The organism is Archangium sp. (genome assembly GCF_057119385.1).
This window is the reverse complement of record NZ_DBNGVP010000183.1, coordinates 94,604-119,529: the sequence shown is the minus strand read 5'-3', so window position 1 is coordinate 119,529 and position 24,926 is coordinate 94,604. Positions and strand designations below refer to the sequence as shown.

8 protein-coding genes are annotated in these 24,926 nt (G+C 70.6%); all 8 read left to right on the top strand.

All coding sequences use genetic code 11. The features are described from left to right. Positions 1-176 precede the first annotated feature (176 nt). The 8 genes from AC16DP_RS43040 (at position 177) to gltJ (ending at position 24,850) form a co-directional block, all read left to right on the top strand. Entirely contained in the window at positions 177-3,770 is a 3,594-nt protein-coding gene (locus tag AC16DP_RS43040) for a tetratricopeptide repeat protein (RefSeq protein WP_329730396.1), read from the top strand. Beyond that, positions 3,770-5,209 (top strand): adventurous gliding motility TPR repeat lipoprotein GltE, encoded by a 1,440-nt coding sequence (gltE, locus tag AC16DP_RS43035; RefSeq protein WP_414640745.1) that lies wholly within the window; start codon positions 3,770-3,772, stop codon positions 5,207-5,209. The genes AC16DP_RS43040 and gltE overlap by 1 nt, the downstream gene beginning before the upstream one ends. A 113-nt stretch (positions 5,210-5,322) precedes the next feature. Beyond that, positions 5,323-5,604, top strand: coding sequence for an adventurous gliding motility protein CglF (cglF, locus tag AC16DP_RS43030; RefSeq protein WP_329730398.1), 282 nt, complete (start codon positions 5,323-5,325; stop codon positions 5,602-5,604). Between the two features lie 69 nt (positions 5,605-5,673). Next, positions 5,674-7,596: an adventurous gliding motility protein GltG gene (gene gltG / locus AC16DP_RS43025; protein ID WP_329730399.1), complete on the top strand. Its 1,923-nt coding sequence runs from the start codon at positions 5,674-5,676 to the stop codon at positions 7,594-7,596. Between the two features lie 112 nt (positions 7,597-7,708). Continuing rightward, positions 7,709-8,323 (top strand): adventurous gliding motility protein CglE, encoded by a 615-nt coding sequence (gene cglE / locus AC16DP_RS43020; RefSeq protein WP_329730400.1) that lies wholly within the window; start codon positions 7,709-7,711, stop codon positions 8,321-8,323. 12 nt (positions 8,324-8,335) lie between these two features. Beyond that, positions 8,336-10,264, top strand: a complete 1,929-nt coding sequence (locus AC16DP_RS43015; RefSeq protein ID WP_329730401.1) for a tetratricopeptide repeat protein — start codon at positions 8,336-8,338, stop codon at positions 10,262-10,264. Positions 10,265-10,359: 95 nt separating this feature from the next. After that, positions 10,360-22,626, top strand: coding sequence for a tetratricopeptide repeat protein (locus AC16DP_RS43010; RefSeq protein ID WP_329730402.1), 12,267 nt, complete (start codon positions 10,360-10,362; stop codon positions 22,624-22,626). 154 nt (positions 22,627-22,780) lie between these two features. Beyond that, the gene (gene gltJ / locus AC16DP_RS43005; protein WP_329730403.1) at positions 22,781-24,850 is read left to right on the top strand and encodes an adventurous gliding motility protein GltJ; all 2,070 of its coding nucleotides are present in this window, start codon (positions 22,781-22,783) and stop codon (positions 24,848-24,850) included. The last annotated feature ends 76 nt before the right edge of the window (positions 24,851-24,926 follow it).

The window sequence follows — 24,926 nt, the reverse complement described above, 5'->3', positions numbered from 1 at the left end:
CCTTCTGAAAACTTTCCGGCTGGGTCCAAGCAGCCCGGCATGCCCCCAAGGGGCTGTTGACCGGCCCCAACGCACCGCGCATAGTGCGCGCCTTCCAGATGGAAATTCCCGAAGAGTCCCGGACACTTGCCGAGCAGGCGAGGAACCGCGACGGAAGACCCCCGCAGAGGAAACCCATGCGCCGCACGCTCCTCCTCAGCCTTCTGCTCCTGGCCACGACGGCCAATGCGCAGGACAAGAAAGCGCCGCGCGACGCCAACCTCGGCAAGAAGAGCTCCACGGCCGTGGTGGACAAGTCGCTCGCTGGCGATATCAGCCGCAAGAAGGAGAAGCAGGACAACGCGCCCGCCCTCCAATACGACCAGTTCCGCCTCGGCGTGGAAGGCCAGGTCGCCACCAAGCGCCGCGAGCAGATCGAGTCGCTCAAGAAGATCATCTCCCTCTCGGCGGACCAGAAGGAGCAGCCCGCGCTGCTCTTCCGCCTGGGCGAGCTGTACTGGGAGGAGTCGAAGTTCTACTTCTTCGAGGCGAACCGGAAGGACGACGAGCTCATCGCGGCGATGAACCGCGGGGACGCCGCGGGCCAGAGCCGCGCCAAGGCGGGCAAGGCCGAGCTCCTCACCCGCCAGAAGCAGTACGGCAAGCTCGCGCTCGAGCAGTACACGAAGATCGTCCAGGAGTACCCGGACTTCGAGCGCTCGGACGAGGTGCTCTTCTTCCTCGGCACGTACCTGATGGAGGACGGCCAGGATCGCAAGGCGCTGGTGGCCTTCAAGCGCCTGGTGGAGAAGCACCCGAAGTCCAAGTACATCCCCGACGCCTGGCTGGCCTTCGGCGAGTACTACTTCAACAACTCGAAGGGCAAGCACGCGGACCTGGAGAAGGCGCTCGCCGCCTACAAGAAGGCCGCCGAGTTCCCCGAGAGCCAGGTGTACGCCTTCGCCCTCTACAAGCAGGGCTGGTGCTACTTCAACCTCGCCGACTACGCCAACGCCAAGGACAAGTGGAAGGCCGTGGTGCTCTACGGCGAGCTGGCGGGCGCGCAGGCCGTGGAGAAGGACGGCGGCGCCAACAAGAAGGGCAGCTCGCTGGTGCGCGAGGCGCGCACCGACTACGTCCGCGCCTACGCCCGCGAGGGTGACGTGACGCTGGCCCGCGAGGACTTCTCCAAGGTCGCCACCAACCCGGACGACCGCTTCGCGATGATGCGCACCCTGGCCAACATGTATTACGGCGAGGGCAAGGACCGCGAGGCGGCCATCACCTACAACACCCTCATCAAGGAGAAGCCGCTCTCCCCCGAGGCCCCGGGCTTCCAGGGCCGCATCGTCGACATCGTCCTCCGCATGGGCAACAAGGAGCGCACCGTCACGCAGGTGCGCCGGCTCGTGAAGATCATGAAGGAGGTCGAGGGCTCCGGCGTCATCAAGGAGGAGAAGGACAAGAAGGCGCTCGAGGAGGCCAAGGATCTGGCCGAGCGCACCCTGTCCAACCTCGCCGTCACCTGGCACAACGAGGCGAAGAAGACGCGCGAGGAGGCCACGTTCGGCTACGCCGACATGATCTACTCGGACTACCTCACGCTCTTCCCGGAGAGCTCCAAGGCGTATGACCTGCGCTTCTTCTGGGCCGAGCTCCTCAACGACAACCTCCAGAAGTTCGACAAGGCCGCGGCCAACTACACGCTCGTCGTGTTGCAGGACGTGAAGCAGCTGGAGGCCAAGGACGAGAAGGGCAACCCCAAGCCCGGCAAGCCGGGCAAGTGGCTGAGCAACGCCGCGTACAACGCCGTGCTCGCCTATGACGAGATGGTGAAGGACGCCGAGGCCAAGGGGCTCTTCAAGGACGAGATCAGCAAGGACATCCGCAAGAAGGCCAACATCCCGCAGGGCAAGAAGGACCTGCTGGAGGCCTGCGAGCGCTACCTGAAGTACGTGCCCAAGGGCGACAAGAAGGTGGAGATCGCCTTCAAGGCGGCCAACATCTACTACCGCCACAACCACTTCGACGAGGCGGTGCTGCGCTTCAGCGAGATCGCCCTCGGCTCGCCCGAGTACAAGTTCGAGACCGGCGAGCGCGCCGCGGAGATCGCCGCCAACCTGATCCTCGACTCGTACAACCTGCTCGAGGACTGGGCGAAGGTGAACGAGTGGGCGCGCAAGTTCTACGCCAACGACAAGCTGGCCACCGGCAAGTTCCGTGACGAGCTCTCCAAGGTCATCGAGCAGTCCGCCTTCAAGCTGGTGAGCCAGCTCGAGGCCAAGAACCAGTTCGCCAAGGCGGCCGAGGCCTACCTGTCCTTCGTGGCGGACTTCCCGCAGACGGAGATCGCCGACGTGGCGCTCTTCAACGCCTCGGTGGACTACTACAAGGCGAAGATGCTGGATAAGGCCATCCAGGTCCGCCAGCGCATCATCGAGCAGTACCCGTCCTCGCGCTTCGTGCCGGAGTGCATCTACAACAACGCGGAGGCGCTGGAGGCCATCGGTGACTTCCTCGAGTCCGCGGACGTGTACGAGCAGTACGTGGACGGCTACGAGGCCAGCAAGAGTGGTGGCGCCGCCAGGCCGGCCCCCTCCCGCGCCAAGAAGGGCAAGGGCAAGGGCAAGGCTCCGGTGGTGGTGTCCGACAAGCCCGGCGCCCCGCAGAAGTGGGAGGAGTCCAAGGCCCAGGTGGCGCTCTTCAACGCGGCCACCTACCGCGAGGGGCTCGGCCAGCTCAAGGAGGCCCTGACCCTGCGCGAGCGCTACCTGACGCTCTGGCCCAAGGCCAAGGACGCCGAGGACGTGTTCCTGGCCATCGTGGACCTGCACGAGAAGACGGGCAACTACATCAAGGCCATGACGCAGCTGGAGGAGTACGAGCGCCAGTACATGCGCAGCCCCAGCAAGTTCCTCATGGCCGAGGGCCGCATCGTCGACATCTACGAGAACAAGCTGCGCCGTCCCAAGGACACCGAGCGCCTCTACGCCCGCATCCTCGACTACTACGAGAAGCTGCCCAAGCGTCTGCAGACGTCGCTGGACAAGCCGGCGCTGGAGCCCGTGGCCCGCGCCCAGTTCCGCAGCGTGGAGCCGGACTTCCAGTTCTACTCGCGCGTGAAGCTGTCCTGGGGCCGCCCGGCCAGCCCGGAGAAGTTCAAGGCCTCCATCAAGGACAAGAACGACTCGCGCGCGGTGGTGGAGAAGAAGTACGTGCAGACGGTGCAGATCGGCGCCGCCGAGCCCGGCATCTGCGCCCTGCACCGCCTGGGTCTCGTCTACGACAACTTCGCGGACAAGCTCATCAACGCGCCCATGCCCCCGGGCATCGACGAGGAGACGGAGGGCGCGCTGCGCGAGGAGTTCGGCAACAACGCCCAGCCCCTCAAGGAGAGCGCCGCCGAGGCCTTCGGCAACGCCGTGGCCAAGGCCCGCGAGCTGGACATCTTCAACAACTGCGCGGCCGAGAGCTTGAAGATGCTGCGCACCACCTACCGCCCGGATCAGTTCCCCATGATGGTCGAGGAGAAGGTGGCCCTCTCCAAGGGCAATGACCTCGTCATCGGTGGAGACCTGCTCACCGCCATCCAGGACGTGCCGCCGCCCGTCGTCGAGACGGCCACGGCCGAGCAGACGCAGACGCAGGAGGCCGCCGAGGACGTGTCGGATCTGGCCAGGCGGCTGCAGCAGCAGACGGCCACCCAGGTCGATGGTCCGTCCGCTCCCACCAAGGAGGGGACGCCCAAGAAGGCCGGGACGGACGAGCAGGAACCGGAGGACTTCCTCTAATGAATCGCCCCCCCATGATGCGCTCAATCCTCCTGGCCGCGCTCGCGGCGCTGTTCGCCGCGGGCTGCGCGGGCACCACTGCCGCCACCACCGGCAACACCGGCACCACCGGTGGCAAGACGAGCAAGTCCAACGAGCCGCCCCCCATCTCCAACCGCGCCAAGCTCCTCTTCGAGGACGCCCTCGGCGCGCTGGAGGCCCAGAAGAAGGCCAACGCTCTCGACTACCCGTCGCTCGAGCGCAAGTTCAAGGCCGCGCTCGACGCGGACCCGAACGTGGCCGAGGCCGAGTACAACCTGGGTGTCCTCGCCGAGCGGCAGGGCAACACCCAGGAGGCCGTTGCCCGCTACCAGGCGGCCCTCAAGAAGAAGCCCACCCTGCGCCAGGCCTCCGAGAACCTGGCGGTGATCGCCCAGAACGCGGGCGACATCTCCGGCGCGGTGTCCATCTACCAGGGCATCCTCAAGATCTACCCGGACGACGGCAACGCCCGCGCCCGTCTGGCGGAGATCTACCGGCAGACCGGTGACCAGGAGAAGGCGATGGAGCTGGCGCGCGCCGCCCTCATGCGCGAGCCCCAGTCCGTCACCGCCTACAAGGTGATGATGCGCAGCTACCTGGAGCGCAAGCAGCTGGCCATGGCCAAGCTGGTGGCCCTGCGCGCCATGAAGATCGACCAGAACGATCCCGAGCTGCACCACACCATCGGCCTCGTCCTCCTGCAGGAGGACAAGAAGGACGCCGCGCGCCTGTCCTTCAAGCGCGCCATCGAGGTCCGCGCCGACTACGTGCCCTCGCGCGTGCAGCTGGCGCAGATGGAGCTGGACTCGGAGGACTACCCCGGCGCCGAGGAGCACCTGCGCCGCATCCTCCAGGCCGACAGCAAGAACGCCGCCGCCCACCTCAACCTCGGCATCGCCTACAAGGGCCAGGGCCAGCTGGACAAGGCCATGCAGGAGTATGACGAGGCGGAGAAGCTCGACCCGAAGATGGCCGCCGTCCACTTCAACCGCGCCGTCCTGCTGCACCGCCACAAGGGTGCTCCGGAGCGCGCCATCGAGCTGTACCGCAAGTACATCGCCATGTCCGGCGGTGAGGTGGCCCTCAACGCCGAGCACCCCATCTTCGGGCTGCTGCGCGAGGCCGAGACCATCGTCCAGGCCCAGCGCGAGGCCGTGGCCGCCGAGGAGCAGCAGAAGCAGCTCGAGGCCCTCCAGAAGCAGCAGCAGGAGGCGATGAAGGCCGAGGAGGCCAGGCAGGGTGGCACCGTCACCCCCGCCTCGGGCACCGACGCCCCGCCTCAGACCACCCCGGCCGGTGGCACCCCGCCTCCCGCCGCCGACGCCCCGCCCGCCGCCGGCCAGCAGCCCGCCGCCGCACCTGCGCAGAAGAATCCAGCCAAGACGGAACCGACCGAACCGTCTGACGACATCTTCTAGGAGTGTGTGGCGAGGGTGGGGGGATTGATGCGAACCTTCGTCCGCTGGCGCCGGATTCCGGCGCTGGCGGACGTACTGCGGAACCCCGGAGGGGGAACCGCTCGGAGAAAGTCATGCGGAAGCTCCTGATGCTGTGCGTGGTACTCGCGGTGAGCCCGGCCGTTGCCCAGGACGAGGGGGAGAGTGCTCCTCGCCGGGAGGCCGGTGGGGGTGGGGGCAAGGCCCAGAAGGGCGGCTCCCAGTCCATCGACTTCGAGGACGACACCATCGAGGGTGACCTCACCAAGCCGGATGGCGAGTACGTCGAGGCTCGCAAGAAGGTCCAGCACTCCAACCTGATCCGCATCCGCGAGGACTTCGAGGACAAGGTGATGCAGTCGGTGGGTGAGCTGTAGAAAAAAGCCGGGAACCCGCCACCGCACGCGTTGTCCTAGAGATCGCCGAAAGCCAACTGGGGAATTTCCATGCCCGTCCCTCTGACACTCAAGGTCTTCAAGGGTGACACCCTCGTCACCGCCAAGGACTTCGAGCGCGACATCATCAAGATCGGCCGTCTCGCCTCCGCACACCTGTGCCTGGAGGACGAGAAGGTCAGCCGCATCCACTCCGTCATCGAGGTGGCCGCAGACGGCAGCCTGTCGATCATCGACATGGGCAGCGTCGAGGGCACCTACGTCAACGGCAAGCGCGTCAACAAGGGACAGCTGTCCTTCGGCGATGAGATCAAGGTCGGTGGCACCACCATCCGCCTGGAGAATCCCGCCGCCGTGGCCGCGGTGAACCTGGCGACCGCCGCGGCGAGCACCGCGCCGACCCCGGCTCCCGTGGCCCCCGTGCCCGAGACGCCGCTGGCCGTGGGCCTGTCCCAGGCGGCGGTGTCCCCGGCCGCCGCGGCCGCCGTGACGCCCGCCCCCGTGCCGGTGGTGGTGCAGCAGCCGGTGGCCGCCGCTCCCGCGCCGAAGGCCGCCGCGCAGCCGGTGGCCGCTCCCGTGGAGCACGCTCCCGCCGAGCCCGCTCCGCGCGTGCGCCGGATCGCCCGCAAGGGCAACGGTCCGCTCGGCCTGGGCCTGCACTTCATGTGGGGCGACCAGCGCGTGGGCGACTTCTTCCTCGCCCCGGGCCAGAAGCGCTCCTTCAGCGTCGGCTCCGCCAAGGGCGTCGACTTCATCATGGGTGACGCCAAGCTGGGCGGTGAGCGCTTCGAGGTGGTGCGCACCGACGGCCAGGGCTTCACCGTGCTCTTCACCGGCAAGATGAAGGGCGAGCTCACCCGCAAGGGCGACACCTCGGACCTCAAGGCCGTCATCGAGTCCGGCAAGGCCACCCACGAGGGCGAGGCCTACGCGCTCACCCTCAAGGAGGATGACTTCCTCTGGGTGGACCTGGGTGGCGTGACGCTGGAGGCCGTCTTCGAGCCCGTGCCCAAGCGCGCCATCGCCGCGCTGGGCGAGTCGATGGACTTCGCCGTCATCAACATCTTCCTGGTGATGTTCTTCCTCGCCTCCATGTTCGTCATCGCGGCGGCCAACCACGCCGCGGCCGGTGACGAGTTCGCGGACGAGCTGGCGGGCAACAACTCGCGTCTGGCCAAGCTCATCGTCAAGCCGCCCGAGACGCAGAAGAACAAGTTCCTCGAGAAGCTCAACCAGCAGAAGGCGGAGAAGCAGGCCGAGAAGGCCAAGGCGGCGAAGAAGGAGGACAGCGGGAAGAAGGAGGTCGTGAAGCAGAACCAGCCCGCGTCCAACGCCAAGCCCGACAAGAAGGCGGCGGCCAAGAACATGGCGGCCAAGATCTTCGGTGGCAAGGGCGGCGCCTCCAGCCTCTTCGGCGGTGGCGGTCTCGGTGGTGATCTGAAGAGCGCCATGGGCGGCCTGGTCGGCAAGGGCAGCATGGTGGGCGGCCTCGGTGGCCTCGGCCTGAAGGGCGGCGGCGGTGGTGGCGGTGGTGGCGGTGACGTCATCGGCATCGGCGCGGTCGGCACCAAGGGCCGTGGTGGTGGCATGGGCGGCTACGGCTCCGGCGTGGGCGGCCTGGGTGGCAAGCAGAGCGTGGACGTGGGCATCGCGGCCGAGGACGCCACGGTGAGCGGCTCGCTCGACAAGGAGCTCATCCGCCAGGTCATCCAGCGCAACAAGTCGCAGATCAAGTACTGCTACGAGAGCCTGCTCAACCGCTTCCCGAAGCTGGGCGGCAAGGTGTCCGTGCGCTTCATCATCGCCGCCGAGGGCAACGTCATCAGCTCCTCCGTGGCCCAGTCCACCGCGGGCAACCCCGAGCTGGAGCAGTGCGTGGCCGGCCGCGTCCGCACCTGGGCCTTCCCCAAGCCCAAGGGCGGGGGCTCGGTGACGGTCACCTATCCGTTCATCTTCAAGGCGGCCGGCGAGTAGCTTCCGCCGAGCAGTGAAAAGGTTCAGGTGGGCGGTTCCGCCGAGGCGGGGCCGCCCATCCTGCTTTTTGGCACTGGCGTCCCGGCGCTGCTGGGCTAACGTCCGCCCCCGCATGAAAGCCTTCCGCCCCTTCGTCGTTTGCGCCGCTCTGGCCCTCCCCGCGCTCGCGCATGCGCAGGCCGCCGGTGACAGGCCGGCCGAGTCCTTCGAGGAGATCGAGCGCGGCATCTACTTGTCGGTGCTCGGTGGCCCGTTCTTCGTCGTCAACCCGCCGTCCACCTCGGGCCCGCGGCCCTTCTCTCCCGGGCAGATGGCCCAGGTGGAGCTGGGCGTGGACATCGGCGAGCGCCTGTCGCTGGGCGTCTTCGTGATGGGTGCCTCCAACCGGGCGGGCTCCGAGTACGTGGGCAACTCGGGAGGCGCGGCCTCGGGCGACTTCTCCATGCTGGTGCCCGGCGCGGTGGCTCGCTTCCACCTGGTGGGCCTGGCCGATGCCCAGGACGTCCAGCGCACGTGGATCTACGTCCGCGGCGGTGCCGGGTACGCCCTGTTCAGGCCGCAGCAACTCCTGCCGGACCCCGACATTCTGGTATTCGCCGGACCGGGACTGGAGTACTACACACGCCTTCGCCACTTCTCGGTAGGTATCGAGGTGACGGGCAGCTTCTTCGTCAAGTCTCAGTCATTCGGGTTCGCGGTGACGCCGAACCTTCGCTACGCGTTTTAGCGGGAGAATCACGTGCCTCAGGAGAATGGAAGCGGTGGACCGCGCGGTGGGCGGGGCCCGGGCGCAGGTCCCGGTCAGGGTCCGCGCCGTGAGGGTCCGGGTGGTGGTTTCGGTGGTCGTGACGGCGGTTTCGGTGGTCGTGACGGCGGCCGCGGCGGCCGGGGCGATGGTCCCCGGGGCCGTGGGCGCGATCGCGCGGAAGGCCCCATCGGTCCGGGCCAGCGCGTCATCGCTGATTTGAGCACCCTGGAGAAGGCGCTGGGCAAGAGCGATTTCGCCGCCCAGAAGTCGCCGCTCGAGTCGATCGTCCGCTCGCTGCGCACCATGCGGGTGAAGTCGCTCGAGGAGCTGGATCTCAACGTGCGTGGCCGGCTCATCACCACGCTGCTGCGCGTGCAGCGCCAGACGCGGCCGCCCCAGCCCGAGGCTTCGGCGGCCGGTGAGTCCGGTGCCGCTCCAGAGGCCGCCGCCGAGGCCACTCCGGCTCCCGCGGAGGCCACGGGTGGTGAGGCCGCTGCTGCGGCGGAGGGTGCCGAGGCCGCTGCTCCCGCGGAGGGTGCGGCCGCTCCCGCGGCGGATCCGGCGAAGGAGAAGTTCCAGGCCTACGTGGACGTCATGTACCTGGTGGGCCGTGCCTGGCGCGCCGCGGGCGATGCGGAGCGGGCCTCGTCGGCCTTCGCGCTGAGCGGCCGCGAGCCGCAGCCCGAGCGCGAGGAGCCCGCCGCCGCCCGTCCTCCCGCGGGGGAGCGCCGGGAGGGTGAGCGCGGTGATCGTCGTGAGCGGGGTGATCGCCGCGAGGGTCGTGAGCGCGGCGAGCGCCGGGAAGGCCGTGAGGGTGAGCGCCGGGAGCGTCCTGAGCGCGGCGAGCGCCGGGAGCGCGGCGAGCGTCCCGAGGGCGAGCGCCGGGATCGTGGCGATCGTGAGCGCCGGCAGCCGCTGCCCGAGCTGACGGGTGACTGGTCGGAGCAGGCGAAGCAGCTCGAGGGCATGGGCCGTACCCGCGACGCGGCGCGCATGCACGAGCGCAACAACTCCTTCGCCGATGCCGTCCGGCTCTTCGAGGCCGGTGGGGACATCAAGAGCGCGCTGCGCGTCGCGCTGGCGGGCAAGGACAACGACACCGCCCGCCGCCTCATGGCGACGGTCCCCGCCGAGCAGCTCCCCCAGGTGCTCGAGAAGGCCGGCGCCTACGAGCTGCTGATGGAGATCTACATCGGCAAGGGTGACTTCGAGAACGTCGCCCGGCTGTACGAGCGGGCCCGTCAGTTCGATCAGGCGGCGCTCGCCTACGAGCGTGCCGGGAAGCTGGCGCTGGCGCGCAAGGCGTACGAGCGCACCCGCGACTTCGCGGCGGCCAACCGCGTCCGGGACCTGGAGGTGAAGGCCCTGGTCGAGCGCGGGGATCGGCTCGGTGCGGCCACCCTGCTGGTGAACGCCGGCCGCGGCAAGGAGGCCGTGGAGGTGCTCGGGACGCTGCCGCCTCCCAAGGCCTTCCACTTCCTCAACCGCCTGAAGCTGACGGACGAGGCCAAGGCCCTGGCGCAGAAGGAGCTCGCCCGCGCCGAGGCGGAGAACAAGCCGGCCGGCCGTGCCCGGTGGCTGGAGCTGCTCGGGGAGTCCGCCACCGCGGCGGCGCTCTACGAGGAGATCGGCCGCAAGGAGAAGGCCATGGTGCTCTACGAGCAGATCGGCCACCTGCCCAAGGCCGCCGCCCTGGCCGAGGAGCTCCAGCTGCGGGACAAGGCCACCGAACTGTTCACCAAGCTGGGTGACGACGCGGGCGTGCAGCGTGCCCAGGCCCTGCCCGCCACTCCGCCGCCCAAGCGGCCCGCGGATGCCGCCGCGGCCGCCGAAGAGGCTGAAGAGACTGGGGCCGAGGGCGCGAAGGACTCCGAGGCGAGCTCGTCCGCTCCGGCTGCAAACGAGCAAGAAAGCCAATAAATCTCGACAGTTGGCGGGATTTACGTGATTGCTGGGGGCGGTGAGCGGGCTGTAGAGTCCGCTCCCGCCCCTTTCTTTCGCGAGGCCCGCCCTTCATGGATCAGTCGAACCTCCGTCGACCCGCTGAGCGTGTCGCTTCCGACCGGCCTTTCGCCGAGGTCGAGGCTTCACTCGAGAAGGCTGGCCGCGTCGAGGACCTCATCCGTCTCTACGAGGGACGCGCGCGTGAGACGCCGAACGCGGAAGCGGTTCGGGTGCTCGTGCGCGCGGGACAGCTTGCCTACGAGCGGCTGCGCAACCCCGGCCGTTCCGAGGAGCTGCTGCGGCGCGCGCTGCTGATCGCCGAGGATCCGCGGCCCGTGCTGCGCGGGCTGAAGATCGTCTACGAGGCGCGCCAGGACATGGCCGGGCTCGTGGACGTGCTGGAGCGGCTCGGTGGCCTGAGCCAGGGCGACGAGGCCGCGTCCCTGTTCATGAAGGCGGCCAACCTCCACGAGCAGAAGCTGTTCCGGAGGGATCGCGCGGTGCTGTGCCTGCAGCGGGCGGCGCGCGCGAAGCCGGAGCGCGCCACCTTCAAGCGTGCCCGTCAGCTCCTGATGTCCGAGGAGCGCTTCCAGCCCGTCTTCGAGTCGCTGGAGCGGGAGCGGGCCGCGCTGGGTGGCGAGGGCATGGTGGAGGAGTACGCCGCCTTCGCCGAGCGGCTGGTGGAGGATCCCACCGAGCACGTGCTCGCCCAGCAGGCGCTGGCCGTCGTGCGGGAGCTGGAGCCGCAGAACGCCCGGGCGGAGAAGGCCACGCAGACGCTGCAGCGCTTCGAGCAGGCGTGGCGCGAGCGCGCGCGCATGCTGCGCGGCATGTCCCTGGAGGAGCGCGACCGCAAGAGCGCGGCGCGGCTGTCCCTGCTGGTGGCCAAGCTGCACGCCTGGTACGAGCCGGCCGCCACGGACAAGGTGAAGGAGGCGCTGGATCGCTGCTTCCTGCTGTGGCCCGGCATGCCCGAGGCCCTCAACCTCATCGAGCGCGTGGCCGAGCGCAACGGTGACTTCGGGCCAGCGCAGAGCTGGTTCGAGGCGATGGCGGGCGAGGCGCGCGAGCGCAACGCCCAGGTGGACCTGTGGCTGCGGCTGGGCACGCTGCGCCTCACCCGGCTCAACGACGCGGCCGGTGCGCTCGCCGCCTTCGAGAAGGCCACCAGCGTGGATCCGGCGCGCGCGGACGTGGCGAGCCTCGGTGCCGAGCTGCTGCTGGAGCAGGGCCGCGCGGCGGAGGCCCTCGCCATGCTGGAGCGCTACCTCGGCACGGTGAAGGAGCGCGTGACGCAGGTGGCCCTGCGGCTGCGGCTGGCGGACCTCTGCCTGCACCAGAAGAACGGGGACGCGGCGCGCGCGCACCTCGAGGCCGCGCTCAAGCTGGATCCGGCCAACGCGCTCGCGGCCTTCCAGCTGGCCCGCCTGCTGGCGGAGGACGAGAACTTCGAGGCGATGGAGCCGCTGCTGGACCTGGCGCTGCTCGCCCCGCGCCCGCGCGCCGAGCGCGTGGCCTTCTGCGAGGGACTCGCGCTCCTCTACGAGGAGGCGGACAACGCGCGCGGTGCCTTCGAGGTGCTCGCCCGGGCCCTGGCGCTGGAGCCCGGCCGTCCCATGTTGCTGGACTCCGTGATGGAGCACGCGGGCAAGGCCCACGCGGAGCCCGCCCTGGCGGTGGCGCTGCGCCGGGCGGCCGTGGTCGCGCCTCCCGAGTCGGCCCTCGTGCTCTGGCGGCACCTCGCGCAGCTGCTGCAGGGCACGCTGGCGGATCCCGCGGGCGCCGAGGCGGCCTGGCGGGAGGTGCTCGCGCGTGCGCCGGGTGACAGCGCCGCGCAGGAAGCGGTGAAGTCGCTCCGGGCCGCCGCCGCGCTCGCGGATGACCCGAAGGCGCGCCTGGAGGCGGAGATCTCCCGGCGCGAGGCCACCGGTGTGGCCCCGGTCGAGCTGGAGCCGATGGTGCGCGAGCTGGTGAAGCTCTCTCCGGACGATCCGGGCCCCGTGCGGCGCCTGCAGGCGGTGTGCGTGGCGCTGTCGAAGTTCGAGGAGGCCGCGGCGCTGGCCGGCAAGCTGGCGAAGCTGGCCGAGACGCAGGTGGAGCGCAGCGACTGGGCGGCGCGCCAGGCCCGGCTGTACGCCGAGCGCCTGAACCGGCCGCAGGACGCGGTGGGCATCTTCCTCCAGCTGCTCGCGGAGAACGTGGCCACGGGCGTGGTGCTGGGCGGGCTCGAGCGGCTCTCGGCGGCCGGCGTACGCACGGCGGAGATCTCCGAGGCGCTGGCGGGCCATTACGGCCGCACGGGCGACCACCAGCGCCAGGTGTCCGCGATGCTGCAGCAGCTCGAGGCCACGAAGGACGTGGCGCTGCGGCAGCGGCTGTCCGGGCAGATCGCCACCATCCAGGAGAAGCAGCTGGTCGATGGCCGGGCGGCCTTCGACCTGCGCGTGAAGGCCCTGCGCGAGGCGCCCGCGGACGAGGTGAACCGCGCCGAGGCGGCGCGTCTGGCGCATGACCTGTCCTCCCACGCCGAGCTGGTGCGCGTGCTGAGGGCGCTGGCCACCGAGGCGGAGGCGCCCGCGCTCACGGTGCAGCTGCTGTCCGAGGCGGCGACGCTGGCCGAGCAGTCCGGGGCGCTCCCGGAGGCCATCGGCTCGCTGGAGACGGCGCTGCAGCGGCAGCCCGAGTCGCCCGAGGTGCTCGGCCGGTTGATCAACCTGTACGGCAAGGCGGGGCGCGCGGCGGACGCGGATGCCCTGCTGCGCAAGCGGATCTCCACGGCCACGAAGGCGGAGAAGGTGGAGCTGCAGATGCAGCTCGTGGAGCTCAACGCCGGGCTGGGCCGGCCGCTCCAGGCCGCCGAGGCCCTCCAGGCCGCCATCCACTCCGGTGCGGACGAGGTGCGTCACCTGCCGCGTCTGGCCGAGCTGTACGAGAAGGCCGGCCGCAACCGGGAGCTGGGCGAGGTGCTCGCGCGGCAGATCGCGCTCGCGGAGGACGCGGGTGACCTGGACCGTGTGGCGCGCCTGACGCTCAAGCGCTCGCAGGTGCTGCAGGACTCGTCGGGCGACCGCACCGACGTGGTGCGCAGCTTCGCGGACATCCTCCGCCAGCGTCCCTCCGACGTGGACGCCCGTGCCGCGCTCGAGGGAATGCTCGGCTCCGGCAACGCCCGCGAGGAGGCCGCGCGCGCCCTCATTCCCGCCTACGAGGCCACCAAGGACCACCGCAAGCTGGTGGCCGCGCTGGACGTGCTCGCCGAGGTGGCGCGCGATGACGCCTCGCGCGTGCTGGTGCTCCGTCAGGCCGCGCAGGTGCACCTGACGCAGCTGCGCCAGCCGGAGCTGGCCTTCGCCTCGCTCGCCCGGGCCCTGCGCCTGGCGCCGGGGGACATGCCGCTGCGCGCCGCCGCTCGTCAGGCCGCCGAGGACGCGGACTCGCTGGACGCCTACGCGGAAATCATCATCGAGCTGACGGAGGAGGGGAGCGTCGGTCCCGCCCGGGCGGGGCTGCTGCGCGAGCTGGCCGAGGTCCAGGAGAAGAAGCTCGACGACCGTGACGCCGCGCTGAAGTCGCTCCGTGCGCTGCTGGCGCTGGAGCCGGGCAACCTCGACTGCCTGCGCTCGCTGCAGCGCCTGCACCGCGCGGGTGAGGAGTGGGCCGCGCTCGCCGAGGTGCTGGAGAAGCTCGCCGCCGCCGCGCCCGAGGTGGCCGAGCAGCTCGCGTACCTGCGCGAGGCCGCCCTGCTGCACGAGTCGAAGCTGAGCGACAAGGAGAGCGCCGCCGCCGCGTGGCGCGCCATCGCCGAGCGGGATCCGCTCCAGCGCGAGGCCGCCGTCGCCCTGGACCGGCTCTACGCGGAGCCAGGCCATGAGAAGGATCTGGCGTGGGCGCTCGGCCTGCGCAAGACGCAGGAGGGACAGAGCCCCCAGGGCCGCGAGGTCTCCTTCCGCCTCGCCGAGCTGAAGCGCACCCGGCTGGATGACCCCAACGGCGCGCTCCAGCTCTACCAGGGCATCCTCTCCGAGGACCCGGGCCACCCGGGTGCCCGCGCGGCGCTCGAGGAGTGGGTGAAGGCCGCCGTGCCGATGAGCGCGGGGGCGCTGGAGGTGTTGGACCCGGTGCTCGCGCGGCTGGGCGATCACCAGCGCCGCGTGGCCCTGCGCGAGGCGCGCATGGCCTCCGCCCTCAGCGCGGAGAAGGTGCAGCTCGCCGCGGACATCCGCCGCATCTACGAGCAGGACATGCAGCAGCCGTCGCTCGCCTTCATGGCGGCGGTGAAGGCCTTCTCCCAGGGCGTGGATCGCGAGGGCCAGCGGCCGGAGCTGGAGCGGCTCGCGCGCGAGACGGGCTCCTTCGAGATGCTCGCCGAGCTGTACGAAGAGGCCGGTCTGGACCTCCCCACGGGGGATCCCTCGGCACTCGGCCTGCTGCGCCGGTCCGCGGAGCTGCGCGAGCAACTCGGCCAGACGGAGGAGGCCGCCAGCGTCTGGAAGAAGATCCTCCAGGACGCGCCGCAGGATCGGCAGGCGCTCGAGGCCCTGTCGCGTCTGTACGAGCGGGGGCAGAACGCCAAGAGCCTCTCCGAGGTCTACGCCGCCCAGTCGGCGCTGGTGACGGACCCCGAGGCCCGGCGCGCCCTGCTGGTGAAGTCCGGCGAGGCCTACGCGGCCGCGGGTGATGACGCCAAGGCCATCGAGGCGTGGCGCTCGGCGCTGGCCATCCGCAGGGCGGCCGATGGGTTGCTCGCCCTGGACAAGCTGTTCGCCAAGACGCGGCGGTTCGCGGAGCAGGCGGACGTGTTGGATCTGCTCGCCGAGATGGCCACGGACGCCGAGTCCCGCCGGGGCTTCATCCTGCGCCGGGCGCAGTTGCTGGAGAAGGAGGGCAACCACGCCGAGGCGCTGACCGCGTACCGCGATCTGCTGGCGCTGACCCCGGGAGATCCGCAGTCCGTCGCGGGTCTGGAGCGCATGCTCCAGGTCGATGCGCAGCGCGTGGAGGCGGCGCGGCTGTTGGAGCCCGTCTACCGCGGGCTCAACGACACCCGGAAGCTGGTGGAGGTGTTGGAGACCCTCCTGCCCGTCACGTCGCCCGCGCGGAAGCTGGAGCGCATCCAGGAGATCGCCACCCTGCGCGAGGCGCTGGGCCAGACGTCGCTCGCCTTCGCCGCGCGCCTGCGCGCCTTCAACGAGGCCCCGCAGGGGGACGGCGTGCGCGATGACCTGGAGCGGCTCGCGGCCGACTCCGGCTCCTTCGAGGAGGTCGCGGCGGCGTACGAGGATCAGCTCGAGCGCGGGGCCACCGAGCCCCTGGCGGGCGACCTGTGGCGGCGGCTCGCGGGCATCTACGATGGCCGCCTGAAGCGTTACGACCTGGCGGTGCGCGCGCTGGAGGAGGTCAGCCGGCGCGACCCGCAGAACAAGCAGGTGCTGGAGTCCATCGCCCGCGTGCACCGTCGCACCGGTGCCAACCGCGAGCTGGCCCTGGCCATGCGCCGGCAGGTGGGGGCCGAGCCGTCCGTGCCCGCGCAGGTGAACCTGCTCTTCGAGCTGGCGCACCTCGCCGAGGAGACGCTGTCCGACAAGGCGCTCGCGGCGCAGACGTACCGGGACATCCTCGAGCGCCGGCCCGAGGACGCCAACGCGCTCAAGCTGCTGGGCCGCGTGCTGACGCAGATGGAGCGCTGGCCGGAGCTGGCGCAGCACATCGAGCGGGAGATCCAGCTCGCCGACGCGCGCAAGGCCCAGGAAGAGGGCAGCGAGCTGCGCGTGCGCCTGGGCCGCCTGAAGTTCAGCCGCCTGGATGATCCGCGCGGGGCGCTGGAGCTGTACCAGGACGTGCTCCGCCGCCGCGAGGGACACCCGGGCGCGGTGGGCGCGTTGGAGGAGATGGCGCGCTCGGAGAGCCCGCTGCGTGGCCAGGCGGCGCTGGCACTGGAGCCGGTGTTCGCGTCGGTGGGCGACCACCTCAAGCAGGTGCAGATGCTGGAGTCGCGCGTCTCCGCCGAGCCGGTGCCCCAGGAGCGCGCGGCGCTGCTGCGCCGCATCGCGGAGACGTACGCGGGCCCGCTGGACAACGCGGAGATGGCCTTCCTGTCCGCCACGCGTGCGCTGCGGGACGCGGCGGACGATGCGCGCACGCTGGAGCTGTGCCTCTCGCTGGTGGACAAGGCGGGAGCGGCCGAGGAGTTCGCGGCCGTCCTCTCGGAGATCGCCCCGAGGGCGGGTGACGCGGCCCGTGCCGAGCTGTACCGGGCGCTGGCCCGGCTGCAGGCGCGCCTGGGCGAGGACGACGAGGCGCTGGCCTCGTGGCGCAAGGTGCTGACGCTGCGGCCCACGGACACCGACGCGCTCGACAGCGTGGCGCGGCTCGTGGCCGACACGGGCACGCCGCAGGAGCTGCTGGAGGTGCTGCGCCGCCAGCTCGCGAGCGCCGAGGAGCCGGCCCGCCGGGCGTCGGTGCTGTTGCAGATCGCCGTGCTCCAGGAGGAGAAGCTACAGGACGGGCTGGGCGCACTGGCCACCCTGCGGCGCCTGCTGGACGTGAAGCAGGACGACGCCGCCGCGCTCACGCGGATGGACGCGCTGTGCCAGAAGCTGGAGCGCTGGCCGGAGATGGCGGACGTGCTGTCACGCCGCATCGCGCTCGTGACGCCCGAGGAGGGGCTGGAGCTGCGCTTCCGCCTGGCGGTGCTGCGCGAGACGAAGCTGCTGGACAAGGCGGGCGCGCTGGCGCTCTACGGCGAGGTGCTCTCGCTGCAGCCCAACCATGCCGGAGCGGTGGGGCGGCTGGAGGCGCTGGTGAACCGCGAGCCGCAGAACCTGCTCGCGGTGGAGACGTTGCTGCGCGCCTTCCGGGCGAGCGGGGACGTGGCGCGGCTCGCGTCCGTCATTGAGACGCGGGTGGGCGTGTCGCCGGACGCGTTCGAGCGCAAGTCGCTGTTGAGCGAGCTGGCCACGCTGCGTGAGAGCCAGGGCGAGCCGGAGCTCACCTTCCTGGCGCTCTTCCGCGCCTTCAAGGAGGACCCGAACGACGGCGAGCTGCGGACCCGGCTGGAGAGCGCCACGGACGCGGCCGGCTCGTACGACGAGCTGGTGGTGGCCTACGAGGAAGCGTTGCCGCGCGTGGCCGAGGCGAAGGACGCCTCGGACATGTGCCTCAAGCTGGGCCACCTGTTCGAGGCGCGCCTGCAGGAGCCCGAGCGCGCCGTCGTCTACTACGAGCGTGCGCGCACGCTGAACCCGGCGGCCCAGCAGAAGGCGCTGGCCGCGCTGGATCGGCTGTACGTGGCGCTGGAGGCCTGGCCGGAGCTGGCCAACGTGCTGGAGGCGCTGGCCTCGTCCGCGGAGGAGAAGGCGGACAAGGTTGGCTTCCTCTTCCGCCTGGGCCAGCTGATCCAGGAGAAGCTGGACGGCATGGATCGCGCGGCCTCCGCGTTCGAGCAGGTGCTGGCGCTGGAGCCGGGACACCTGGCCTCGGCGCGGCTGCTGGAGACCATCTACGACTCGGCCGGCGCGCACGACAAGCTGTACAACATCCTCGAGCTGCAGTCCGAGCGCGTCACCGGTCCGGAGCGTGAGCGGGTCCTCACGCGCATGGCGCAGGTGTCCGCCGAGGGCCTGGAGGACCTGGACCGCTCCATCGAGCTGTACCGCGAGCTGCTGGCGAAGAACCCCCGCAACGAGCAGGCGTTCACCGCGCTGGAGGCCCTGCTCGAGAAGTCCGGCCGGCACGAGGAGCTGCGCACGCTCCTGGCGGACCGCCTGTCGCAGACGTTGGATCCGCGCGAGGTGGTGCGGCTCAACGAGCGGCTGGGCCGGGTGCTGTACCGGCTGTTGAAGCAGCCCGAGGCGGCGGTGAGCTACCTCAAGGCCGCACTGGACCGCGACGCGCGGCACCGGGGCGTGCTGGACACGCTGCGCGAGCTGTACGAGGAGACGGGGCAGGCGGAGGAGCTGGTGGGCATCCTGCGGCGGCTCGTTCCGCTGCAGGAGTCGGCCGAGGGCGTGAAGGCGCTGCGCCTGCGGCTGGCCGAGGTGCTCTCGGGCATGGGCCGCCGCGAGGAGGCCCTGGACGCGGCCCGCCGCGCGCTGGAAGTGGAGCCTCACGCGGTGGCGGACCTGGAGCGCGTGCATGCGCTCTTCGTCTCGCTGCGTGCGTACAACGACGCGGTGCGCGCACTCGAGCTGAAGGTGCAGGTGCACCAGCAGGCCGAGGAGCGTGAGCAGGCGGTGGCCGCGTGGTTCGCGGTGGCGGACCTGTGGACGGGCGCGGGCAACAAGCCCGAGCTGGCCGGCGGCGCGCTGGAGAAGGTGCTGGAGCTCGACCCCGCCAACCCCACGGCGTACGCGCGCGTGTGCGAGCTGTACCGGACGCTGAATGACTGGCGTGCCTACGCGCAGGTGGTGGATCGCTACCTGCCGCACCTCGTCACCGAAGAGGAGAAGCTGGCCACCCTCAAGGAGCTGGCGAGGGTGCAGGAGCAGCGGCTCGGCCAGAAGGACGTGGCCTTCCTGGCGCTCTGCCGCGCGCTGCAGATCGACGCGTCGGACGACACGCTGCGCGAGGAGGTGGAGCGGCTCGCCGACGAGACGGGCTCGCACGAGGAGCTCGCCGCCGTCTACGAGGAGGTGGCGGATGCGCTGCCTCGTGGCCCGCTGGCCGAGCGCATGTACGCCACGCTGTCGCGCGTCCATGACCTGAAGCTGAACGATGCGCAGGCGGCCGAGGCGGCGCTGCGGAAGATCCTCGAGTTCGACCCGACGAACGCCACGGCGCTCGATGGGCTCGCGGGGATGTTCCAGCGGCGGGGCCGTGAGCGCGAGTACGTGGTCGCGCTGGAGCAGAAGCTCGAGGCCGCCGGCTCCATCGAGGCGCGCAAGGGCATCCTCCGGGAGATCGCCCGCGTCTTCGAGGAGCAGGGAGAGCCCGACGAGGCCGCGAGTGCGTTGCTGCGCTCGCTGGACCTGGAGCCGGACGCCGAGACGCTGGGCGTGCTCACCGAGCTGTACCGCCGCCAGAAGGCGTGGCGGGAGGTGGCCTCCACGCTGCTCCGGGCGCGGGACCTGGCGGCGACCGTGGAGGAGCGGGCCCGCATCCAGATCGAGGTGGCGGACGTCTACGAGCGCGACATCGGTGACGAGGAGGCGGCGGTGGCCGCCTTCCGTCAGGCGCTCGAGTTCGAGCCGTACAACCTCCAGGCGCTGGAGTCGATGGAGCGCCTGTACACGAAGCTGGATCAGCCGGCGGAGCTGCTCGGCATCTACGAGCGCATGCTCGAGGTGGTCAGCGACTACCGCGAGCGCGTGCGGGTGATGTTCCGCTGCGCGAGCATCTGGGAGGACAAGTACCAGAACCCGGCCAACGCGGACGCCTTCATCGAGGGCGTGCTGGCAATCGATCCGCAGAACCTGCAGGCCATCAAGACGCTCATCCGCCTGCGGCGCGTGCAGGCGCGGTGGGAGGATCTGGTCGTCGCCTACGAGCGGCAGCTGCAGCTGGCCACGTCCACGCAGGAGCAGGCCGAGCTGTACGTGGAGATCGGCAACGTCTACCACCAGCAGCTCAAGCAGGTGGACCGGGCGGTGAACACGTACCACCACGCGCTGGAGGTGGACCCCGGGTGCCGGCCCGCGCTGCACGCGCTCGGCAAGCTGTACGAGCGCAGCGGCAACTGGCCCTACGCCCTGGAGGTGCTGCAGCAGGAGGCGCAGCTGGCGGGCGCCGCGCCCGACGCGGTGGAGCTGTACTACCGCATGGGCAAGATGAACGAGGACATGCTGATGGACACGGGCAGCGCCCGGACGGCCTATCAGAATGCACTCTCCATCGACCCGGGCCACCTGCCCAGCATCCGCGCCCTCAAGGGCATCCAGGAGCAGGAGAAGGACTGGGGCGGCTACGAGCAGACGCTGCTCCAGGAGGCGCAGCAGACCGAGGACGCGGAGGCCAAGGCGCGCTCGCTGCTCGAGGTGGCGCGCTACAACGCCGAGACGAAGGGCGATCCGGAGACGGCCACGGCCTACTACGAGGAGACCCTCAAGTACGCCCCGGACAGCCTGGAGGCGGCGCGTCCCCTCGTGGATGTCTACAGCGCCCGTGAGGACTGGGTGTCCGCCGAGCGCATGCTCGACATCGTCGTGCGCAAGATGGCGGAGAAGGCCATCGCGGAGAAGGACCCCGCGGTCGCCGCGGAGCTGTGCCGGCAGCTGTACCGGCTGGGCTACGTGGCGGACAAGCTGGGCAACCGCGACAAGGCACTCGCCTCGTACAAGAAGGCGTACGACCTCGACGCCACCTACCTGCCGGTGCTCGAGGGCTACGGCCACATGCTCGTGCAGCATGCGAAGCGCTACGACGACGCGCTGCGCATCTTCCAGACCATCCTCATCCACCACCGGGAAGAGCTCACCGACATGGAGGTGGTGGAGGTCTACTGGCAGCTCGGCGATATCCACGCCAGGCTGAACCAGGCGGATCGCGCGCAGAACCACTTCGAGAAGGCGCTGGCCGTCGACCCCAGCCACGAGGCGTCCCTGCGTGCGCTGGTGGCCCTGATGGACCAGGGCGGCCGCTGGGAGCGGGCCGCCGAGCTCCGCCAGCAGCTCGCCCAGGTGCTGGAAGGGGAGGCGAAGGTCCGGGTCCTCCTGGAGCTGGGCCAGCTCGCGCGCGAGAAGCTGAAGGATCCGTACCAGGCCATCGACGCGTACACCGGCGCGCTCAAGATCATGCCGGAGTCGCTCGAGGTGCTGGACGCGCTCTACGTGCTGCTGCGTGAGACGCGCCAGGGCCAGAAGGCCGCGGACATGCTGGACCGGATGCTCCGGCTGCCCGCGCTCACCGCCGAGCCCAACAAGGCCAAGCGGGTGTGGTTCGCGCTCGGCGAGCTGCGCCGGGACGAGCTGCGCGACGTGGACGGCGCGGCCGTGGCCTTCAACACGGCGCTGGATCTGGACCACCGCTTCATCGAGGCCTTCAGCGCCCTCGAGGCGATGCTGGGCGGCGCGGGCAAGTGGAAGGCCCTGGAGGAGAACTACGCGAAGATGCTCGGGCGCATGCCGAAGACGCCCGATACGCACGGCGCGCGCATGGGGCTGTGGCGGGCGCTGGGTGACCTCTACCGCCAGGTGCTGAGGAACCAGGAGGGCGCGGTGGCGGCCTACGGCGTCGTCGCCAAGGGCCTGCCGGACGACGCGCAGGTGCAGGAGGTCTACGCCGAGCTGGCCGCGGCCTCTCCGGGCAAGGAGGACGAGGCCGTCGCCGCGCTCCGCCGCGCCCTGCCCAACACGAACGATCCGCGCAAGGTCGTCGCGCAGCTGGTGCGCCTGTCCGCGGTGCGCAAGGACTACGACGGTGCCTGGATGGCCGCGCAGGCGGCGGCGGGGCTGCTCGGCGAGGCGGGGGATGACGAGAAGGAGATCCTCACCAAGCTCGGGCCCTACGCGAAGCGCAAGGAGGCGGCCCAGCGGCCGCTGTCCGACCAGATGTGGCTGACGCACCTGCTGCACCCGAAGGCGCGGGGTCCGCTCACCGAGCTGATGGGGCTGCTCTTCGTGCAGGTGGGCCACCTGTACGCGGTGCCCCACCAGAACTACCAGATCGTCCCGAAGAAGCACCGGATCGACCTGGCGAGCGCGCAGGAGTACCACGTGCAGCACTACCGGTACGTGGCGCGCCTGTTCGGCCTGGACGCGGTGGAGCTGTACTCGCCGCACCTGGTGGTCCGCCGCGAGAACATGGCGAAGCGCTCCAACGAGCCGGCGCCGGATCCGCTCGTCAACGTGGAGGTGCTGCAGACGCACCCGGCCTGCGTGCGCGCGGGTGGGCGCTTCTTCGCGGAGCAGGGGCAGCGCGAGGCGTACTACCTGCTGGGGCGGACGCTCGCCCTGGTGCGTCCGGAGCTGGCCATGAGCCAGCGGCTGGTCCCGGAGCGGCTCGAGGCCGTGGTGCAGGCCGCGCTGAGCCTGGTGGTGCCCAACCTGCGCTTCACGGTGGACCCGCGGATGGTGGACGCCGAGCGCCGGGTGCTGGAGAAGGCCTTCAGCGAGCCGGCCCGCGCGGCCCTGGCCAAGGTGGCGCGTGTCTACCTGCCCACGGCCACGCCGGCGGATGTGCGCCAGTACCTCGAGGGCGCGGAGCTGACGGCCGCGCGCGCCGGCCTCTTCGCGGCGGGCGAGTGCGAGCCCGTCAAGCGCATGGTGATGGGGGAGACGGGTTCGGCCTTCCGGGTCTCCCCGAAGGCGAAGTTGAAGGAGCTGCTGCTGTTCGCCACGTCCGACGAGCTCCGCGAGCTGCGTGTCGCGGTAGGTACGGACGTGGAGGTGCAGGTAAGGAAGTAGAAGAGCGGCTCGAGAGTGCGTGAGACCCGAAGAGGGGTGTCACGCGTTGAAGAAGCAACCGGGCGGGCCAAAGCGGCATCCTTGACCCCCCCGGGTGCCACCTCTACGATTCCGGCGGATTTTCTGCCGTATTTTCTGAGAGTTGCGGGGAACGATGCGTTTCGTCTGCGATAGCTGCCGCGCGCAGTACATGATTAGCGACGACAAGGTTGGCGCCAAGGGCGTCAAGGTCCGTTGCAAGAAGTGCGGCTACAACATCGTGGTCCGCCCATCCGGCTCCGAGCCGGTCAAGGAGGAGGGGACGAGTGGTGAGGCCGCTGGCGGTGCGGCCGCGTCCCAGAACCAGCCGGCCAACGACGGCTTCGGGTTGCCCCCGACGCTGGGCACGCCTCCCGAGGGCGGCATCTTCAGTGGTGTCGAGGATGACGAGCTCGGAGCCGTGTTCGACCAGGTGCTCAACTCCGGGTCGCACCGGATTCCGGCGGGTGAGGCGTCGGGTCCGGCGCAGCTGGACTCGTCGGCCCTGTCGGACGCGGGCGAGACGGTGCGCAAGCTCGCGGAGGCCGAGGGGAACGCGAAGTCCGCGGCCTCGCACGAGTGGTTCGTCGCCATCGACGAGAAGCAGGTCGGCCCGCTGTCGATGGACAAGGTGAAGGACTACTGGGATCGGGGCGAGGTCGGTCCTGACAGCCTGTGCTGGCGCGCGGGCTTCAGCGACTGGATTCCGCTGTCCGAGGCCACGGAGCTGGCGTCGGTGCTGGCGCCGCGTCCGACGAAGCCGGTCATCGTGGAGCCCGCGCCGGTGGCGTCGTCCGCGCCGGTGGCGTCCGGTCCGGTCGAGTCCGCTTTCGCCAGTGGCCTGGCGAAGCCGGCGAAGTCCGACACGCCCGCGCCCGTTCCGACCGCGCAGGAGACGGGTTGGAAGCCCTCGGCCGCGAGCGTGCTCGCCTCGCTGGTGAAGGAGGAGAACGAGGCGCTGTCGAAGCCCGCGTCCAAGGCGGCGCCGGTGGAGGAGAAGAAGGGGAAGCCGGCGGCCTCGGGGCTGCTGGATGTGCCTCCGCCGGAGGCTGCTCCGGTGGCGGCGCAGAGCCCGCTGATGGCCGAGCCTCCCGCGCCCGCGCCGTACATGCAGCCCGCTCCGGCGCCGGCCTACGCGCAGCCGCCTCCGCAGGCGTACGCGCAGCCGATGGCCCAGCCGTATCCGCCCCAGCAGTACGCGCCTCCGGCCCAGCCGTACGCGCCGCCTCCGGGGTACCCTGGCTATCCGCAGGCCGCGCCCGCGCCGAAGCAGGGCGGGAAGATGGGGATGATCATCGGCGCGGCGGCGGCCGTGTTGCTGCTGGTTGGAGGGGGCGCCTTCTTCGCGACCCGTTCCTCCGAGCAGCCGCCCCCCGTGACGCCGCCCGCGGCGACGCAGCCGATGGCCCAGGCGCCGTCCAAGCCGGTGGAAGTGCCGCCCACGCCGCCTCCTCCGACGGCGGTGGCGCAGAACACCGCGACGCCCGCGGCGGGCACGGCCCAGCCGGCGGCGGCGGCGACCCAGCCGGCCACGGCGCCCGCGACCGCGCCCACGACTGCACCCGCGGTCGCCGCGGCGGGGACGCCTGGAACCACGCCCGCGGCGGCCACGACGACGCCTCCGCCCGCGACCGAGCCGGCGAAGACGGAGCCGCAGCAGGTGGCCCGTGCCGAGGTGCCGAGCAAGCGGACGCCGGCCACTTCGGCCAGCCGTCCCGCGCCGACGCGTACCGCGAGCAACGACGACGAGGAGCCCGTGCGGAGCAAGCCGCAGCCCGCCAAGAGCGGCGGGAGCGCGGATGACGAGTTCGATGAGCTCTTCGGCACGAAGAAGCCCAGCTCCAGCGCCAAGAGCGACACGGTGTCGGCGAACGGCCGTACGGCCTACATCCCGCCGGAGCCTGGCGGGGGTGGTGCGGCGCAGGAGAAGCTGGGGCAGTCGGACATCATGCAGGTGGTGCTGGCCAACAAGCCGGCCATCATCAAGTGCGTGAACGAGCAGAAGAAGAAGGATCCGGGCCTGAGCGGCAAGCTGGTGATGCGCTGGACGATCCAGACCAACGGCAAGACGAAGAACGTGTCCTGCCAGACGTCGGAGTTCCGCACCACCTACATGGCCACCTGCATCTCCGGGCTCATCAAGGGCTGGAGCTTCCCGAAGCACAAGGTGCAGGGCGATCCGATCGACTTTCCGTTCACGTTCTAAACATCCGAGAGGCGGACAGTCACGTTTGTGTCACTACAATCGTACGACTGTCCGCTTCAGTGGGTGTTGAATTCCC

What these genes read in the sequence shown, in the direction of transcription:
- gltJ (WP_329730403.1), top strand. Translation starts at nt 22,781, where the DNA reads ATGCGTTTCGTCTGCGATAGCTGCCGCGCGCAGTACATGATTAGCGAC.
- cglF (WP_329730398.1), top strand. Translation starts at nt 5,323, where the DNA reads ATGCGGAAGCTCCTGATGCTGTGCGTGGTACTCGCGGTGAGCCCGGCC.
- gltG (WP_329730399.1), top strand. Translation starts at nt 5,674, where the DNA reads ATGCCCGTCCCTCTGACACTCAAGGTCTTCAAGGGTGACACCCTCGTC.
- cglE (WP_329730400.1), top strand. Translation starts at nt 7,709, where the DNA reads ATGAAAGCCTTCCGCCCCTTCGTCGTTTGCGCCGCTCTGGCCCTCCCC.
- AC16DP_RS43010 (WP_329730402.1), top strand. Translation starts at nt 10,360, where the DNA reads ATGGATCAGTCGAACCTCCGTCGACCCGCTGAGCGTGTCGCTTCCGAC.
- AC16DP_RS43040 (WP_329730396.1), top strand. Translation starts at nt 177, where the DNA reads ATGCGCCGCACGCTCCTCCTCAGCCTTCTGCTCCTGGCCACGACGGCC.
- gltE (WP_414640745.1), top strand. Translation starts at nt 3,770, where the DNA reads ATGAATCGCCCCCCCATGATGCGCTCAATCCTCCTGGCCGCGCTCGCG.